This is a genomic window from Enterobacter sp. BIDMC 29 (assembly GCF_019378755.1).
Classification (GTDB): Bacteria; Pseudomonadota; Gammaproteobacteria; order Enterobacterales; family Enterobacteriaceae; genus Enterobacter; species Enterobacter ludwigii.
Genome location: NZ_CP080000.1, coordinates 2,106,779 through 2,122,892, shown reverse-complemented (window position 1 = coordinate 2,122,892; position 16,114 = coordinate 2,106,779). Strand labels below are relative to the sequence as shown.

The window sequence follows — 16,114 nt, the reverse complement described above, 5'->3', positions numbered from 1 at the left end:
TTAACGGCTCAGACGACGCATACGTTCAGATGGCGTAATAATGTCGGTGATGCGCACGCCGTATTTATCGGCAACCACCACGACTTCACCCTGGGCAATGAGATAACCGTTGATCAGAATATCCAGCGGTTCGCCGGCGAGACCGTCAAGGGCCACCACGGAACCCTGCGTCAGACGCAGCAGCTCTTTAATGGTCATGCGGGTACGGCCCAGTTCCACGGTCAGCTTAACCGGGATATCCATAATCAGATCAATATCCTGCAGCGTACCGCTGACATCGCCGCCGCCGAGCTGCTGGAACACAGCATCCGCTGCACTTTTGGCCGGAGTCGTTTTTTGCTCGTTTAACGCGTCAGCCCACAGATCGTCCAGTGCTCCGCTGTTTTCATCGGACGGATTGTTCATGTCACTCATTTGGGCTGTTCCTCATTCAGCGAATTCAATATCGGGTTGATCAAGTGCTCAACGCGTAACGCATACTGACCGTTAATTGTGCCGTACTGACTTGTCAGCACGGGGACACCATCCACATGGGCAATAATGCGGTCGGGTTTTTCTATCGGCAAAACATCGCCGGGTTGTAATTTCAGGATCTGGGATAAGCGCAGCGGGATATCCGCGAAGCTCGCCACCAGCTCAAGCTGAGAATGCTGAACCTGACGCACCAGGTTTTCACGCCAGTTCTGATCTTCGTTGCGTGAGTTCTCCAGCGGCGGGTTGACCAGCAGTTCACGCAGCGGTTCGATCATGCTGAACGGCAGGCAGATGTTGAACTCACCGGTCAGGTTACCGATCTCCACATGGAACGGGGTATTCACGACGATATCGTTCGGGGAGGTGGTGATATTGGTAAATTTCACCTGCATCTCAGAACGTACGTACTCCACTTCCAGCGGGTTAATCGCTTTCCACGCGTCGCTGTAAGATTCCAGCGCCAGCTTCAGCATGCGGTTGATGACGCGCTGCTCGGTGTGGGTAAATTCACGCCCTTCCACTTTGGTTGGGAAACGCCCGTCGCCACCAAACAGGTTATCCACCGCAATGAACACCAGGCTTGGCGAAAACACCACCAGACCTGTGCCGCGCAGCGGTTTCAGGTGGATCAGGTTAAGGTTCGTTGGCACCGGCAGGTTGCGGGCAAACTCATGATACGGCTGGATGCGGATCGCACCGACCGTGATATCCGGGCTACGACGCAGCAGGTTAAACAGCCCCATACGGAACTGACGTGCAAAGCGTTCGTTAATGATCTCCAGCGCCTGCAGACGTTCACGTACTACGCGGCGCTGGGTATTGGGATCATAAGGACGAATATCGCTATCGCCGCCAATACCCGGTTGCGGATCATCGTTCTTATCGCTGTCGCCGTTAAGAAGCGCGTCGATTTCTGCCTGAGAAAGAATACTGTCGCCCATGTCGTTACCGCAGTATGAAGGCTGTATACAGAACGTCAGTGACTTCCTGCTTGGGTTGACCGTTTACCAGCGGGGTCGCCAGCGTCTGTTTAATGGCGTCGACCAGCTTTTGCTTACCGTCATCGGTAGCAAGCGTTGAGGCGTCCTGACGAGAGAACAGCAGCAGCAGACGGCTACGCACTTCAGGAAGATAATCATTCAGGCGCGCACGCGTGGCTTCATCTTTCAGGCGTAACGTAATACCCACATACAGCACACGATCCGCATCACCCAGATTCACGGTGAAGGTATCCAGTGGGAAGAATACCGGTGCCGGCGGAGGAGGCGGTTCGGCTTTGGCCGCAGCGGTAGAAGGTTCCTGCTGCATACGCCAGTAACTATAGCCCGCGGTAGCGCAGGCGGCGAGCGTGATTAACACCAGCAGCGGGATCCAGATGGAACGCTTGCTTTTTTTGGTGATCGCGGAGTCAGTCATCTGATACGAGCTTCCTGTTTCGGTACAGCTTAATAAGGTGATTATCCCGTGTCCTGCTGTCGTCAAAGCGTGGAAAAGACGGGGATAATCACGCTACCTCTGGCGTTTAGGCAAAGATGTCTACGGCACTGTTGCCACGCGCCGCGGATTGCAGGGCGGCAGGGGCAGGCAGTAACTCATCGCTCTCCTCATTAAAACCGCCGGTATTACCGGAACGTGAAGCCTGTTGCTGCTGTTGAGAGGAGGACTGCTGCTGTCCGGCAAAGCTCTCGCTGCTGACACTGCTTTGCGCGAGCTGAATGCCACTCTCAGCAAGCGACGTGCGCAGGACAGGCAGTGCAGCTTCCAGGGCCGCACGCACGTGGCTGTGCGCCGACACCATTTGCAGCTGTGCCTGGTTATCATCCAGTTTCAGGGTAATCTGGACCTGGCCCAGATCTTCCGGATGCAGACGCAACTCTGCGGTCTGCTGGCCCTGTTTCGTGAACAACGTAATGTGCTGACTCAGGGATTGCTGCCACTCCTGGGTTCCCAGCGGCTGGCTCAATACCGGTGCCGTGGCAACGGTTGCGGCAGTGTGGCTGGTGACGTTGCTGGAAATGACGGGCGCAAGCGTTGCGGTCGGGGCTGTTGAAGAGGGTGAACTGGCGAGATCCTGCTTCTCAGCGGCGGCGGCCACGATCGGGGTCGCCGGGGCGTTGACCGGTTGAGACGGATCGGCGTTTTGCGCCTGCGCCTGATAAGTCGACGCTTGTTGCGCTTTTTCATGGCCCGCCAGCAGGGTGCTCATGGACTGTTGACCTGCACCATTTTGCGAAAGCGCGGCAGCGTTCAGCGTTGATTTCGCCGTCACGCCAATACCTGTCGCGCCAGAGGCCACCGGCGTTGCCGTCTGCTGGTGGGGCAGCATCGCCATCAGCGCGCTCAACCCTGCCAGCTCTTCTTCGCTCAGCTCGCTTTTGCTGTCATCCTGCGTTTTCACCGCGCTCAGGGTCTTCAGGGCATCACCTTTTGAAACCGGCACCAGCCCGGAAACGAGGGTTTCCAGCGGGGTGGCTGCTGTCGGTTCATCGCCTGTCAGGGCTGGCTGACGCGAGAGCAGGTTGGCTATTTTGGCCTGCAGGGTGTTCTCTCCCCCGGCTTCCTGAGCAACTTTTGACAGCTTACTGCCGGCTGCTTTCAGGTCAGCCAGCGTCAGCGGCGCATCGTTGCCCTGGCCTGTTGCGTCCGTCAGGGCGCCTGCCAGCAGAGAAAGAAAGTCTTGTGCACCGTCGGTGCCTTTCCCTGTTTGCATGCCGCCCGACAGGTCGCTGTCGGTCATCAGCAGTTGTTGCAATGTGATCATTCCGGTTTCCTCATTGATGCGCGCTGGGCAAACTCATCCATTTTCTTCTGATCCAGACGGTTTTCCGCCAGGGTCGTTGCCGCGATCTGTCGGTCCTGTAAGGTCTGCCAGGCCTGCAGTCGCTGCTTTTTCTCGCGCCAGAAATTCAGCGCGGTGTCGACTTTCTGGGTCCACTGGTTAAGCTGCTGGCGATGCTGTTCTATCGCCTTTTCCAGCGTCTGAATAAACTGCTGATAGTTAATCCAGCGCTGGCTTCCAATGCCCTGTGTCATATCGGTATTGAGGTTGGTGCGATATTCATGCTGATAGTCGATTAACATCTTCAACTGCTCTTCAGCCTGCTGGCACCCGCGTCGCATTGCGCCAAGCTGCAATGCGGCATCATCAACTTCTTTCTCAGCCAGATCTTTCAGCGTTGATAACGCGCTGTTTTGCGCCATGACCTTCGCCCTCCACCTGTGTTACACCTGCGGGAAAATCAGCTCCAGTGCCTGGAGTGAGTCTTCCCAGTCGGCGCGTTCAAAAATACCTTGTTGCAAAAACGCCTCCAGCTGCGGCCACAGGCTAATCGCTTTGTCGAGCATCGGGTCGCTGCCTTTGGCATACGCCCCCACGCTCACCAGATCGCGGTTGCGCTGGAAGCTGGAGAGGAGTTGTTTGAAGTTACGCACGCGGGCGTAGTGCTTCTCTGTGATCAATGCCGTCATTGCACGGCTGATTGATGCTTCGATATCAATTGCCGGGTAGTGGCCGGCTTCGGCCAGACGGCGCGATAACACAATATGACCGTCGAGGATCGCACGCGCGGAGTCGGCGATCGGGTCCTGCTGGTCATCGCCTTCGGTCAGAACTGTATAAAAAGCGGTGATTGAGCCGCCGCCGCTGATGCCGTTTCCTGCACGTTCGACCAGCGCCGGGAGCTTGGCAAAGACCGAAGGCGGATAACCTTTGGTCGCCGGAGGTTCTCCGATGGCGAGAGCGATTTCACGCTGCGCCATCGCATAGCGGGTCAGGGAGTCCATAATCAGCAGCACGTGCTGGCCGCGGTCACGGAAATCTTCCGCGATACGGGTGGCATACGCAGCACCCTGCATACGCAGTAACGGTGAGACATCCGCCGGTGCGGCGATGACCACCGAGCGGGCACGGCCTTCTGCACCGAGAATGTTTTCAATAAAATCTTTTACTTCGCGACCACGTTCACCGATCAGACCCACGACGATAACATCGGCCTGGGTGTAGCGTGCCATCATGCCAAGCAGGACGGATTTGCCCACCCCTGAGCCGGCAAACAGGCCCATACGCTGCCCGCGGCCTACGGTCAGCAGGGCGTTAATCGGGCGCACGCCGGTGTCGAGGACATGTTCGATGGCGGTACGCTGAAGGGGGTTAAACGGCTGGGTGATCAGCGCACCGGTTTCGGTGGTATCCGGCGAGGGCAGGCCGTCTAGCGGTTTACCGCTTCCGTCCAGAACGCGGCCAAGCAGGGCAGGGCCAAGCGGGAGCTGTTTCCCACTTTGCAGTCCATCGCCGCTGATGTTTTTCGCATACACGCGTGCACCGGGCAGAATGCCTTCAACTTCTTCAAGGGGCATCAGGAACAGGCGTTGGCCGTTAAAACCGACGACTTCGCTCTCAACTTCACGCGTCTCTTGTCCATCCTGACGCTCAATCACGCAGGTAGCTCCCAGCGGAAGCTGCAGGCCAGTAGCTTCCAGCACCAGGCCGGTGGCACGCGTGAGTCGTCCGTAACGGCGAACGGACGGCAGCTGCGTCATCTTCGCTTCAAAATTATCGAGCGTGTTGAGCCAGCGGGTGAGGCGTGCAGTCATCAGACGACTCCCGGTGCTGCCAGGCGGCACAGTTCCTGCCAGCGGGTCGCAACGCTGGCATCCAGGTCACCTTCATCGGCAGAGACCTTGCAGCCTCCGTGATGCAGCGACGGGTCGCCGCGCAGACGCCAGCCGTGCAGGCTCAGCGTGGCGCCCAGACTCTCTTCCACGCGCTGGAGGTCGTCCGGATGAACGCGCAGCTGCGGTTTCCCACTGAACAGTGGCTCCTGCTGAAGCAGACCCTGAATTTGTTTAATCAGCGCGGTGTTGTCCACCGCCGGCGCGTGGCCGATTACCTGACGGGCGGCTTCCAGCGCCATCTGCATCAGCCTTGAGGCAATGACGCTGTCCAGCGCATCCAGCGTGTGCTGAAACTCGCTGACCAGCTGCTGCATACGGGCGTGAAGTGGAGCCTGTTGCTGGCGCGCCTGTTCAATGCCGTGTTCTAACCCTTTGGCCAGACCTTCCTGATACCCCTGATCGTGGCCTTTCTGGCGTCCTTCGTTCAGGCCAGCCGTGTAGCCCTGCTCATGGGCCTGCATCTGCAGCTGGGCCAGCATCTGCGCGCGCTGCTCTTCTTCGCTCAGCTCAGGCTGCTCGACATCCGGGTCGCCCTCTTCGGGCGACAGCACGGCGGGTGTGAACTCTGACAGGGGAGGCGCCAGATCGTCGGGCGTCCAGCGCTTCCACGGCAGTTCATTAGACATAGGTGTCGTCTCCGCTGCCAATCACCATCTCGCCGGTTTCCGCCAGACGACGAACGATAAGCAGGATGGCTTTCTGTTCGTTTTCCACCTGAGACAGACGGACCGGGCCACGGTTGGCAAGGTCGTCGCGCAGGATATCTGCCGCACGCTGAGACATGTTGCGCAGGAACTTCTCGCGCAGCGGCTGCTCGGCACCTTTGAGGGCGATAAGCAGCGACTCGGAGTCCACTTCCTGGAGGAGGCGCTGGATGCTGCGATCGTCCACTTCGACCAGGTTTTCGAACAGGAACATCTCGTCGATAATTTTCTGTGCCAGCTCGCCGTCGAATTCGCGAACGGCGGTAATGACCGCTTCTTCCTGCTGCGTTTTCATCAGGTTGATGATCTCTGCCGCCGTTCTCACGCCGCCCATTTTGCTGCGCTTGAGGTTCTGGCCATCGAGCAGGTTGTTCAGCACTTCGGTCAGCTCCGCCAGCGCGGCTGGCTGGACACCACCGAAGGTCGCGATACGCAGCATCACATCGTGACGCAGGCGCTCTTCGAACAACGCCAGAATATCAGCCGCCTGGCCACGTTTGAGGTGGACAAGAATGGTGGCGATAATCTGCGGGTGCTCGTCGCGGATAAGGTCGGCGGCACTCTGCGGCTCCATAAAGTTGAGCGTCTCGATACCGCTGGCGGTATCGCGCGTTTCCAGAATGTCTTCCAGCAGGCTGGCAGCACGCTCTTCGCCCAGCGCCTTGACCAGCACGGAGCGCAGATAGTCGTTGGCGTTGACGTTGAGCGCGGCAAACTGTTCGGCTTCCTGCTCAAATTCAGACAGCACTTCCGTCAGCTGTTTGTTAGAGATCTGGCGTACGTTTGCCATTGCCGCACTGAGAATCTGTACTTCGCGCTGCGAGAGGTGTTTGAACACCTCGGCCGCACGGTCTTCGCCAATGGTCATCAGCAGGATGACGCTTTTATCGGTGCCTGAAAGCGTGTTACTCATGTTCGTTACCCATCCACTGGCGGATGACCAGCGCCACGACGCGCGGATCGTTATCTGACATTTCGCGAATGCGCTGGCTCATGACCTCGGCGCCCATACGCTGGTTAGCACGGCGTTGCTGCATCTGTTCGTCTTTGCTGAGGCGAACTTCAACCGCATCTTCCACTTCCTGACGGGTACTGACCTGTTCGCGCGCCGCTTTTTCAGCTTCAGCACGACGCTGGAGCTGAGGACGAATGCCCTTACGCCACAGCAGCCACGCGACAATCAGAACCAGCAGCCAGCGACCTGCGGACAGCAGCTGATCGATAAACGCCTGCTGTTGCCAGAACGGCAGTTCGCCACCTGACTCTTCAACCGAGTTGAACGGTGAGTTCACCACGTTGAGCGTGTCGCCGCGCTTCTCGGAGTAACCCATCGCTTCACGGGTCAGGTCTTCAATCTGTTTCATCTGCTCGGCGGTCAACGGCAACGGCTTGCCATCCGCCAGTGTCTTGTAGTTCACCACCACCGCAACCGACAGACGCTGTACATCGCCCACGTTCAGTTTGGTGTGGCGGATAGTACGGTCCACTTCGTAGTTGGTGGTTTCGTTACGACTGCTGGTACGCGGACCGGCGGTGCTGGCTGTTGATGTGGTCTGCTGATTCGTTTGCTGACCGTTCTGCTGATTAGCCGGTGGCGTTGAGATTGGCGCCGCGTTAGCCGGTGCTGGCTGGTTAGACAATGCGCCTGGCACACCGCCTGGGTATGCGCCGCCAACCTGTTCGTTTTCATTGACCTGACGAGAGCGCATTACCGCCTGAGCCGGGTTGCCATTCGGGCTGTATTGCTCTTCGGTCTGTTCTTTATTAGAGAAGTCAATCTGCGCGGTAACCTGTGCATGCACGTTGCTGTTACCGACGACCGGGCCAAGGATGGCTTCGATGCGACGCTGCACGCGACCTTCCACATCCGCGGCATATTTCAGCTGCGCGTCATTCAGATCGCGGCCTGCGGTATTGGACTGGGTCAGCAGATGACCACTTTGATCAACCAGCGTCACGTTACCCGGCGGGAGACCGGCAACGGCGCTGGAGACCAGATGGGTCACCGCGCTGATTTGTCCTTCATCCATTGCACGGCCAGGCTGGAGGTTAACGGTGACGGAGGCCGACGGGGATTTCTGCTCGCGGACAAACAGGGAGGGCTTAGGCATGGCCAGGTGCACACGGGCACTCTTCACCGGACCCAATGTTTCAATCGTACGGGCCAGCTCACCTTCCAGCGCACGCTGGTAGTTCACCTGCTCGCTGAACTGGCTGATACCGAATTTTTCCTGATCCAGCAGTTCAAAACCTACCGCACCGCCCTTTGGCAGTCCCTGTTGCGCCAGGCGCAGACGAAGTTCGTGCACCTTATCAGCCGGTACCTCCAGCGCACCGCCGTTATCCGCAAAGCGATAAGGGATGTTCATCTGGGTAAGCTGGGTGACGATGGCACCGCCATCCTGATCGGAAAGGTTACTGTAAAGCGTGCGGTAATCAGGGCTTTTCGCCCACAAGACCATCGCTACAAGGATCGCAATTGCGGCAGCGCCTGCCACGATCAACGGGATTTTAGGATTCGCGCGAAGGCGGTTCATCCACTCGAGTGATTTATTTTGTGGCGCTGTCGATGCTGTTGCACTCATTGCGCACCTCTTAAATCCTGGTGGTTTACGTTATTCGTGTAGAGAAACAAAACTGACTCCCGGGTCGGCAAACACGACAAAAGTTCCATATTGATGGCCCTGCCATTATTTGATGATTCAGGATTTTCTATGCGTCAAATAACCTGGTTTTTTCACGCTATTTACCGCCATTATCTTATTGACAAGCTGTTAGTCTTGACCCCGTAAAAAACCATTCAGGGGAGAGTCATGGCTATACAGGGTATTGAAGGGGTGATCAGTCAGTTGCAGGCAACGGCGATGACGGCCCGTAATCAGAATGTGGCAGAACAACCGAGCATCAGTTTTGCAGGACAACTGCACGCCGCGCTTGACCGTATCAGCGATACCCAGACCGCCGCACGTACACAGGCGGAGAAGTTCACCCTCGGCGAGCCGGGCGTGGCACTGAATGATGTGATGACCGATTTGCAAAAAGCCTCGGTTTCCCTGCAGATGGGGATTCAGGTGCGTAATAAGCTTGTGTCTGCTTATCAGGAAGTGATGGGGATGCAGGTTTAAGCCCCGTCGATCTTCGCTGGCAGCCCAAGCGCTTTAATGCCACAATATTTTTTTCTTCGAATGCAGGAAAGATGATGAAAAAAATAGCAATTGCTGGCGCGCTGCTGGCACTGACCGGGTGCGTTCAGGTGGATAACTATCAGGAAGTGATCAAACACCCCGTCCCGGCGCATCTGGCAGGGTACTGGCAGTCAAAAGGGCCGCAGAGCAAAATGGTGAGCTCAGAGGCGATTGCCACGCTGGTGGTGACGGAGGAGGGCGATACGCTGGACTGCCGTCAGTGGCAGCGCGTGATCGCTGTACCGGGTAAAATCATGCTGCGTTCAGACAGTTATTATAACGTCACCCGCAAGCTGGATATTTATCCGCTGGAGCGCGATGGCTCTGTTCTTGAGTATGATGGTATGGAGCTACAGAAGGTCGATCGCCCGACGGTAGAGTGCGCAGATTATCTGAGCAAAAATCCGCTGGAGAGTAAACTTCCGTAGTGCATGTTGCCGGGTGGCAGCTTCGCCTGACCCGGCATTCAATTCACGTCAGATGCTTTTACAACTACAACGCATCCTCAATCACCCACACGCTGACGCTTCCACCTTTGCAGGTAAAGGTGCCTTCGCCATCCGCCGCGGTGGTGACCGTTTCTTCGCGATTGCCGAGAAAATCACGCCACGTTTTGTTGCCGTAGTTTTCACCCAGACAAATCACTTTCTCGCCGTCATCGCCATTCGACATCACCACCACACAGCCAGGATCGTCTTCGGTGCCGCTGCGACTGAAGGCGATACAGTTTGGGTGATCGAAGAACAGCGTCTGCACGCCGTGGGCAAAACGCTGGCGGGCGAGGATCAGCTCGTGAAGCTGCTCGATGACCGGCATATCAATATGGTAGGTTTCGCCGTCACCGCCCGTATCGTCATAGCTGGCACCGAATAAATCCGGATAAAAGACGCTGGGCACTCCGTTTTCACGCAGCAGGATCAGGGCATAGGCCAGCGGTTTAAACCACGCTTCAACCGGCGCTTCCAGTGCCTGCAAAGGCTGAGTGTCATGGTTGGCAACCAGAGTTACTGCATGGAACGGATCGGCTTCGACCAGGGTGCCGGTAAAGATTTGGCTCATGTCGTATTCCCGACCCTGGCGCGATGCTTCGTGGAATTTCATCTGCAGGGGGGCATCGAACAGCATCGTCTTGCCATCGACCTGGTCAATATAGGCCTGCAGTTTATCCACTTCGTGGGACCAGTATTCCGCCACGATAAACAACGGTTGCGTTGCGACTTCCTGAACGTGCTCAATCCACTCCTTATAAAACCAGGCGGGAATGTGTTTGACGGCGTCCAGACGAAAACCGTCACAGCCAGTTTGTTCCATGACCCAGCGGGCCCAGTACTTGATTTCCTCGGTGACGGCATGGTTGCGAAAATCAATGTTTTCGCCCATCAGGTAATCAAAATTACCCATCTCATCATCAACCTGGTCGTTCCAGCCTTCACCGGTGTAGTCGTTGACGATTTTAAAAATGCCGTCTTCATCGGGGTTTTCAATATGGTCGACGCCGCTGAAGCATTTGTAATCCCAGATAAACTGCGAATATTGCCCGGCACGGGCAGGGAAGGTGTAGCGTGTCCAGGCTTCACACTCAATGATCTCATCGTCGATCTGCGTGCGATCCTGTTCGTTGACGCGCTGAACGCGGACGGGTTCTTTCTCGTCTGCGCCCATTTTGTGGTTAACCACCACGTCAAGGAGGACGGCGATCTCATTACTTTTGAGTGCGTCGATAGCCTCCAGCAGCTGAGCTTTGTCACCGTACTTGGTGGCGACGCTGCCTTTCTGGTCAAACTCACCGAGGTCGAAAAGATCGTAAGTGTCGTATCCGACCGAGTACCCGCCGGATGCGCCTTTACAGGCTGGCGGCAACCAGATCATATTGATGCCGATTTCGTTAAGATTGGGGGCTAACGCCGTGACCTCTCGCCACAATTCACCGCCCGCAGGGTAATACCAGTGAAAACATTGTAACAGGGTGGGGTTTTTCATCGTCCGTGCTCCAGAAGCCGTTTGGCAGACTTCTGGAGTATGGATCAAGAATCGCTAATGTGAATTAATGATTCATCTCTCCGGGAAATAATATGTTGCCTGACAACTTCCCGTAGGTAACGTTAACGTTTTTTTGCTTGTTGGTTTGGGCAATAAGACCGCTCAACTCACTCATTCTTTCCTGCAACAAATCCTTGAGGAGGAGTTCATTCTGCAGCACCTGATTCAGTATCACCATCGCCTGATCCTGGATGTGTTTGCTGTCGGGTGGAAAAGGAGTCGTGCTGATCTCTTCAACCAGCGAAACGTATGCAACCTCCTGTTCGATGAGCTCATCCCATTTCCCGGATTGAGCAAGGCTCAGCATTGTATTGCTAAGCGCATAAAGAGCATGCCACTTTTTAAGGGATAAGCTGGAGTCGTTCATTAAAGTTAATCCTGCTTGGGAGTATAACCCGGGCCGATTTGCTTCCAGGCGTCGGAAATATTGAGCAGCAGAGCCTCGACTTCGGTAATAGCTTCGATGTCATTGCGCAGATTGGCATGTAACAAACGGCGTACCATATAGTCATAAAGCGCAGAAAGGTTGCGGGGGAGTTCTCCTCCCACATCCATATTTAACCCAGCCTTAAGGCCATTTTCGATAATATTAATGGCCTTAGACAGGGCCTCTCCTTTTGCCGGGATGTCCCCTTGCTCAAGGAAAAGGCGCGCCCGGATAAGCGCGCTATGGATACCGTCGAACAACATGACAACCAACTGGTGCGGGCTGGCACTCAAGACAGCAGATTCAAGACCTACCTGCTGATAGGCTTGTACACCAGATTTGCTATACATATCGTTTCCTTTCTTACTTACTGCTGAACTGTTGGGTCAAATAAGTGGCCGTGCCATTGAATTTTGTGACCAGCTTATCTAAATCGTTAAATTGCTTTTTATAGCGCGCCATCGTGGCTTCAATCGTCAACTCCATCGCGTCATAACGTTTACCGATGGATTTGAGCGTGGCGTTAATGCCGTCCTTCGCATTCTGAATGACGCCTTCTTTACCTACAGAGGTGCTCAGCATGTCAGTCAGCGTATTGTTCATCTGGGTGGCGAAACCGGTGGTTTTACCATCCCCGACAAAATAGGCCTGAACGCCAGCCGGGTCATCCGTGAGGATCTTGGTTAATTTCTTATCATCAATTTTCAGGTTGCCAACCGCGCCGTCCGCGCCTTTGACCGGGTCCTGTGTGATGCCAAGTTGGGCCATAATGGCATAGGAACCGCTCTGTACATTGGTCAATAAAGCACGCAGATCGGATTGTACTCCGCGGATAGTACTGTCACCCATCAGTACGCCGTTATTCGAAGACTGGGCGGTTGCACCCACCGCAGGTGGCTCATATTTCGTCAATGAGGCAATGGTGGACTGCAGAGAGTTATAGGCAGTTACCCATTCTGTAATGGCTTTTTTGTTATCGTCTGTAGAGCGGGTTACGGTCAGGGTTTCATCGGCCGTGCTCTGTGCTTTCAGGGTTAATGTTACCCCTGGAATGGCGTCAGTGATGGTATTGGTCTGGCGGACAATCTGAATACCGTTGACGTTAACGACGGCATTTTGTGATTTCACCTGTTCGGTAAGTGCGCCACTGCCAATGATGCCTTTCAGCGTATCGTCGCCGGTCACTGTTACCGTCATATCAGAATCGGTACCGGTGGTTTTGGAGGTCAGCATCAGACGATAGTCGCCATCATCCGCTTTCACCACACTTGCCGAGACACCGCCGTTGGCAGCATTAATGGCTTTAGCGATCCCGTTCAGGGAGGTATCGCCATCGGCCAGGGTTACCGTCAGTGGTTTACTGTCAGCGCCTGCCTGGGTAATGGTAATGGTTCGGCTGTTGGTGCCCGTGGTGCCACCTAACTGCTTAGTATTGCTGTCGATAGTGCCTGGCGTGGTTGTCAGCACCTGGCCTTTAGCAATCTTGCTCACGTTGACTGTCACATCACCAACGTTAGCGCCGGAGGTGCTGATAGCCGAAAATGCAGTATTGGTGCTGCTAATGGAGGTTGAGTTCCACGTATCTGTTTTTGCGAGCTTAGCAGCTGCGGTTTGCAGATTCGTCAGGGCGCTTTGTAATTTGCCGTAACCGGTAATCTGCGCGTCGTAGGTGGTTTTTTGCTTGGCAATAGCCGTCAATTTTGTTTCTTCTGCTGCCTGCAGCTTATCGTACAGATCTGACAGGCCGGGCATGCCCACCCCGAGATTACTGATAGTCGCCATGTAGTGTTCCTTCTTAATGGATGTTTCAGTCGTTTATCGGCCCGTTCGACGAAAAGTTTACGGCAAGCTTAAAAAATATATCGCTGAATAAGCGACCTAAATGACGCGTTTCAAATCAACAGGGTGCATGACGAAGAAATATACCGAAGAGAATAAGACGGTGATTTTTTGCGTTAATCTTTTATTCACCATGCACTCTGCAGCCGCTTTAGTGTAAAATAAATCTTTATAAAACAATCAATTAAATATTTTCTTCGATATTTTCTAAAGTCTGCTGTTCGAGCGTCGATAACCTTGTTGACGGTGAGAGACGCCGTGAGTGTTAGGCACCGACCCTAGAAACCATTTTTGAAGGAATTAAAATTATGTCAGTTATCAATACTAACCTGTTGTCCCTGACCACTCAGAACAACCTGAACAAATCTCAGTCTTCTCTGGGCACCGCTATTGAGCGTCTGTCTTCTGGTCTGCGTATCAACAGCTCTAAAGATGATGCTGCGGGTCAGGCGATTGCAAACCGTATGAACTCTCAGATTAAAGGGATGACTCAGGCTGCTCGTAACGCCAACGACGGTATCTCTCTGGTTCAGACCGCTGAAGGTAACCTGAACGAGATCAACTCCAACTTACAGCGTATCCGTGAGCTGGCTGTTCAGGCTGCGAACGATACTAACGGTACCACTGACTACACCTCAATCAGCACTGAAATTACTCAGCGTCTGGGTGAAATCGACCGTATCGCTGGCGCTGCTAACTTCAACGGCAAAAAACTGCTGGACGGTAGCCAGACTGCTTCTCTGAACATCCAGGTTGGCGCAGGTACTGGTGCAACTGATAGCATCGCTATCACCACTGGCGCACTGATTGATGCTAAAGCTACCAGCCTCGACACTGGCCTGACCGGTACTATCACCGATAACAGCACTGCTAAAGCTTTCATCACTGCAGCTGACAACGCTATCTCTAAAATTGATACCGCTCGTTCTAACATGGGTGCGATTCAGAACCGTTTCGAATCTACCATTAACAACCTGAACAACTCTATCACTAACCTGTCTGCTGCTCAGTCTCGTATCCAGGATGCTGACTACGCAACTGAAGTATCTAACATGTCCCGCGCGCAGATCCTGCAGCAGGCTGGTACTTCCGTGCTGTCTCAGGCAAACCAGGTTCCACAGGCGATGCTGTCCCTGCTGCGTTAATAGACGCACTATCTTTAAAAAAGGTTGCTGGAAACAGCAGCCTTTTTTTTCACTATTTTTCCGTAAAATCACCGGATCGTAATCTGTAAAATAAGGCTGCATTTAGCAGCGTTTTCCCGCCATCACCCCCCGAAACACAGTGTTACTCTGTCTAAAATCTCCTTTTCCGGTCGTCTGACGACAGTTTACCGAAGAGTTATAAGATGAGTGAATTCGCACGTAGCCGGGCTATGCGTCAGTTTTATCGGAATGTGTTTACCCGATTCATTGATCTGCCAGAAGCCGATGTTATGCCCGCCAACATCACGGCCGAAATTTTCAGTTTTAAAAGCACTAATTTCACTGCGCTCGAACCCATGATTCGTGTGGCCGAAACGGGGCTGGATGCTGAAAAGGATACGGCTTTAAAAGACATGCTATGTGCCATCGTGCTGGCAAACACCGCACTGGATGAGTCCGTCATTGGCGAAAAACAAACTCTTTCTGCCGAGATGAGTACCCAACTGACAGAATATATTGTGTCGGCGTTAAAAGCCGATGACAACATTCACTATCTTGTCGCCGCCATTCAGCTCCTGTTCCGCGTCAATGAAATCAGCTCAGCGTTATTTTTAATTAACAACAACCTTTCGCTGGTTAGCAATTCGGCACCTGTGCTGAAAATCCTGCTGTTGATCTGTTTAATGGAAAATGATTTCAACCAGGCGATGGTTGTTATCCAGGCTCTGACGGCAGACGCTGCATTAATCGGCGAAGATCCTATGGCCCTGTTGATGATTACCTGCGGCATCTACAGGCTGGGGGGTATACCCGATTCGTACATCGATTTTCGATCGCTTCACGTGAGCGAGCACGCGGTGGAAAATCAATCCTACGATTACTGGATCGCAAAAAGCACAGCTGCCAAAACAACGGTGCTAGTCACGTGCGACAGCGAGGATTATTTCGAGCACGCTGTGCCGATGCTCTATTCACTCTATGAGACCAATCGCGACGTCCTTGATGTGCACGTGCATCTAATTAACGGCAATGATGATGTTAAACATAGCCTGATGACCCTTCGCGAACAGCTACCTGAGCTCAACCTCTCTGCAAGCCATGAGCAAATAACCCGTAATGAGGACATGTCGGTAGTCCGTGCTGCACGTCGCATCGTTTTCCTGCACCACGCACTGCAGGCGTTTAACACTCCCATTATTGCCATTAACCCTAATGTGCTGGTGCGTAAGCCGTGGTGTGAGCCAGAAACGGCGCTGTTGCTCCTGCAAACCGAATCCTCACCTTTCTGGGAAGAGGTTTTTGCCGGTTTTATTTACGCAAAACCCGGCGGCGTAGCGCAACGATATTTCGACCGCGTTGTGCCGTTCATCCATACCAACCTCGCCAGCGGCAATCATGCGCCTGGTCTGGAGCAAGTCGCACTCTTTTCCTGTCTGGACACGCTTTCGCCAGAAGACCGTCTGGCGATCGCGCGTGCCGAGCGTAGCGGAATACTCGATAGCCAGTCGGGTGAGGAGGCGTTCTGTTGGGTGACAAGGAACACAACAGGCCCATACCAGGAATATAAATCGTCGCTTATTCGCACGTATCAACGCTGAAGCATTTGCCCTGTGACCGTAAGAACAG

Annotated in this window: 17 protein-coding genes; 4 read left to right on the top strand and 13 right to left on the bottom strand. The window is 54.4% G+C overall.

All coding sequences use genetic code 11. From position 1 onward, the window contains the following. The 9 genes from fliN to fliF form a co-directional block, all read right to left on the bottom strand. Positions 1-414, bottom strand: a complete 414-nt coding sequence (gene fliN / locus JTA15_RS09595) for a flagellar motor switch protein FliN (RefSeq protein WP_014170738.1) — start codon at positions 412-414, stop codon at positions 1-3. After that, a complete protein-coding gene (gene fliM, locus JTA15_RS09590; protein ID WP_014170737.1) occupies positions 411-1,415 on the bottom strand; it encodes a flagellar motor switch protein FliM in 1,005 nt (334 codons plus the stop codon). Before fliM ends, fliN begins: the two co-directional genes overlap by 4 nt. A gap of 4 nt (positions 1,416-1,419) precedes the next feature. Then, entirely contained in the window at positions 1,420-1,890 is a 471-nt protein-coding gene (fliL, locus tag JTA15_RS09585) for a flagellar basal body-associated protein FliL (RefSeq protein ID WP_020883336.1), read from the bottom strand. A 106-nt stretch (positions 1,891-1,996) separates the two neighbouring features. After that, positions 1,997-3,235: a flagellar hook length control protein FliK gene (gene fliK, locus JTA15_RS09580; RefSeq protein WP_020883337.1), complete on the bottom strand. Its 1,239-nt coding sequence runs from the start codon at positions 3,233-3,235 to the stop codon at positions 1,997-1,999. Continuing rightward, a complete protein-coding gene (fliJ, locus tag JTA15_RS09575; protein WP_014170734.1) occupies positions 3,232-3,675 on the bottom strand; it encodes a flagellar export protein FliJ in 444 nt (147 codons plus the stop codon). Before fliJ ends, fliK begins: the two co-directional genes overlap by 4 nt. Before the next feature lie 21 nt (positions 3,676-3,696). Next, a complete protein-coding gene (fliI, locus tag JTA15_RS09570) occupies positions 3,697-5,067 on the bottom strand; it encodes a flagellar protein export ATPase FliI (RefSeq protein WP_032678467.1) in 1,371 nt (456 codons plus the stop codon). Further along, a complete protein-coding gene (gene fliH, locus JTA15_RS09565; RefSeq protein WP_032678466.1) occupies positions 5,067-5,774 on the bottom strand; it encodes a flagellar assembly protein FliH in 708 nt (235 codons plus the stop codon). Before fliH ends, fliI begins: the two co-directional genes overlap by 1 nt. Further along, on the bottom strand, positions 5,767-6,765 hold the full coding sequence (gene fliG, locus JTA15_RS09560) for a flagellar motor switch protein FliG (RefSeq protein WP_014170730.1): 999 nt from the start codon (positions 6,763-6,765) through the stop codon (positions 5,767-5,769). Before fliG ends, fliH begins: the two co-directional genes overlap by 8 nt. After that, positions 6,758-8,437 carry a flagellar basal-body MS-ring/collar protein FliF gene (fliF, locus tag JTA15_RS09555; protein ID WP_014170729.1) on the bottom strand — a complete coding sequence of 560 codons (1,680 nt, stop codon included), beginning with the start codon at positions 8,435-8,437 and terminating at the stop codon, positions 6,758-6,760. The genes fliG and fliF overlap by 8 nt, the downstream gene beginning before the upstream one ends. Before the next feature lie 228 nt (positions 8,438-8,665). On the opposite strand from fliF, the gene fliE reads away from it, so the two are divergent. Together fliE and yedD are read left to right on the top strand one after the other, a co-directional pair. Next, positions 8,666-8,977: a flagellar hook-basal body complex protein FliE gene (fliE, locus tag JTA15_RS09550; protein ID WP_014170728.1), complete on the top strand. Its 312-nt coding sequence runs from the start codon at positions 8,666-8,668 to the stop codon at positions 8,975-8,977. A gap of 74 nt (positions 8,978-9,051) precedes the next feature. After that, entirely contained in the window at positions 9,052-9,465 is a 414-nt protein-coding gene (gene yedD, locus JTA15_RS09545) for a lipoprotein YedD (RefSeq protein WP_219373158.1), read from the top strand. A gap of 64 nt (positions 9,466-9,529) precedes the next feature. Here yedD and amyA read toward each other — a convergent pair whose 3' ends face one another. The 4 genes from amyA to fliD form a co-directional block, all read right to left on the bottom strand. After that, positions 9,530-11,017: an alpha-amylase gene (gene amyA / locus JTA15_RS09540; protein WP_020883341.1), complete on the bottom strand. Its 1,488-nt coding sequence runs from the start codon at positions 11,015-11,017 to the stop codon at positions 9,530-9,532. A 64-nt stretch (positions 11,018-11,081) separates the two neighbouring features. Next, positions 11,082-11,444, bottom strand: coding sequence for a flagella biosynthesis regulatory protein FliT (gene fliT, locus JTA15_RS09535; protein ID WP_014170725.1), 363 nt, complete (start codon positions 11,442-11,444; stop codon positions 11,082-11,084). A 5-nt stretch (positions 11,445-11,449) separates the two neighbouring features. Beyond that, a complete protein-coding gene (gene fliS / locus JTA15_RS09530) occupies positions 11,450-11,854 on the bottom strand; it encodes a flagellar export chaperone FliS (protein ID WP_014170724.1) in 405 nt (134 codons plus the stop codon). Between the two features lie 13 nt (positions 11,855-11,867). Next, a complete protein-coding gene (fliD, locus tag JTA15_RS09525; protein WP_044856850.1) occupies positions 11,868-13,286 on the bottom strand; it encodes a flagellar filament capping protein FliD in 1,419 nt (472 codons plus the stop codon). A gap of 365 nt (positions 13,287-13,651) precedes the next feature. Here fliD and JTA15_RS09520 point away from each other — a divergent pair, with 365 nt between their 5' ends. Together JTA15_RS09520 and JTA15_RS09515 are read left to right on the top strand one after the other, a co-directional pair. Then, positions 13,652-14,488, top strand: coding sequence for a flagellin (locus tag JTA15_RS09520; protein ID WP_020883343.1), 837 nt, complete (start codon positions 13,652-13,654; stop codon positions 14,486-14,488). A gap of 203 nt (positions 14,489-14,691) precedes the next feature. Beyond that, complete coding sequence (locus JTA15_RS09515) at positions 14,692-16,086, top strand: hypothetical protein (RefSeq protein WP_219373157.1); 1,395 nt, start codon at positions 14,692-14,694, stop codon at positions 16,084-16,086. The last annotated feature ends 28 nt before the right edge of the window (positions 16,087-16,114 follow it).

Excerpts from the sequence above, each read along its gene's own strand:
- fliN (WP_014170738.1), bottom strand. The coding sequence starts at position 414 with ATGAGTGACATGAACAATCCGTCCGATGAAAACAGCGGAGCACTGGAC.
- fliM (WP_014170737.1), bottom strand. The coding sequence starts at position 1,415 with ATGGGCGACAGTATTCTTTCTCAGGCAGAAATCGACGCGCTTCTTAAC.
- fliL (WP_020883336.1), bottom strand. The coding sequence starts at position 1,890 with ATGACTGACTCCGCGATCACCAAAAAAAGCAAGCGTTCCATCTGGATC.
- fliK (WP_020883337.1), bottom strand. The coding sequence starts at position 3,235 with ATGATCACATTGCAACAACTGCTGATGACCGACAGCGACCTGTCGGGC.
- fliJ (WP_014170734.1), bottom strand. The coding sequence starts at position 3,675 with ATGGCGCAAAACAGCGCGTTATCAACGCTGAAAGATCTGGCTGAGAAA.
- fliI (WP_032678467.1), bottom strand. The coding sequence starts at position 5,067 with ATGACTGCACGCCTCACCCGCTGGCTCAACACGCTCGATAATTTTGAA.
- fliH (WP_032678466.1), bottom strand. The coding sequence starts at position 5,774 with ATGTCTAATGAACTGCCGTGGAAGCGCTGGACGCCCGACGATCTGGCG.
- fliG (WP_014170730.1), bottom strand. The coding sequence starts at position 6,765 with ATGAGTAACACGCTTTCAGGCACCGATAAAAGCGTCATCCTGCTGATG.
- fliF (WP_014170729.1), bottom strand. The coding sequence starts at position 8,437 with ATGAGTGCAACAGCATCGACAGCGCCACAAAATAAATCACTCGAGTGG.
- fliE (WP_014170728.1), top strand. The coding sequence starts at position 8,666 with ATGGCTATACAGGGTATTGAAGGGGTGATCAGTCAGTTGCAGGCAACG.
- yedD (WP_219373158.1), top strand. The coding sequence starts at position 9,052 with ATGAAAAAAATAGCAATTGCTGGCGCGCTGCTGGCACTGACCGGGTGC.
- amyA (WP_020883341.1), bottom strand. The coding sequence starts at position 11,017 with ATGAAAAACCCCACCCTGTTACAATGTTTTCACTGGTATTACCCTGCG.
- fliT (WP_014170725.1), bottom strand. The coding sequence starts at position 11,444 with ATGAACGACTCCAGCTTATCCCTTAAAAAGTGGCATGCTCTTTATGCG.
- fliS (WP_014170724.1), bottom strand. The coding sequence starts at position 11,854 with ATGTATAGCAAATCTGGTGTACAAGCCTATCAGCAGGTAGGTCTTGAA.
- fliD (WP_044856850.1), bottom strand. The coding sequence starts at position 13,286 with ATGGCGACTATCAGTAATCTCGGGGTGGGCATGCCCGGCCTGTCAGAT.
- JTA15_RS09520 (WP_020883343.1), top strand. The coding sequence starts at position 13,652 with ATGTCAGTTATCAATACTAACCTGTTGTCCCTGACCACTCAGAACAAC.
- JTA15_RS09515 (WP_219373157.1), top strand. The coding sequence starts at position 14,692 with ATGAGTGAATTCGCACGTAGCCGGGCTATGCGTCAGTTTTATCGGAAT.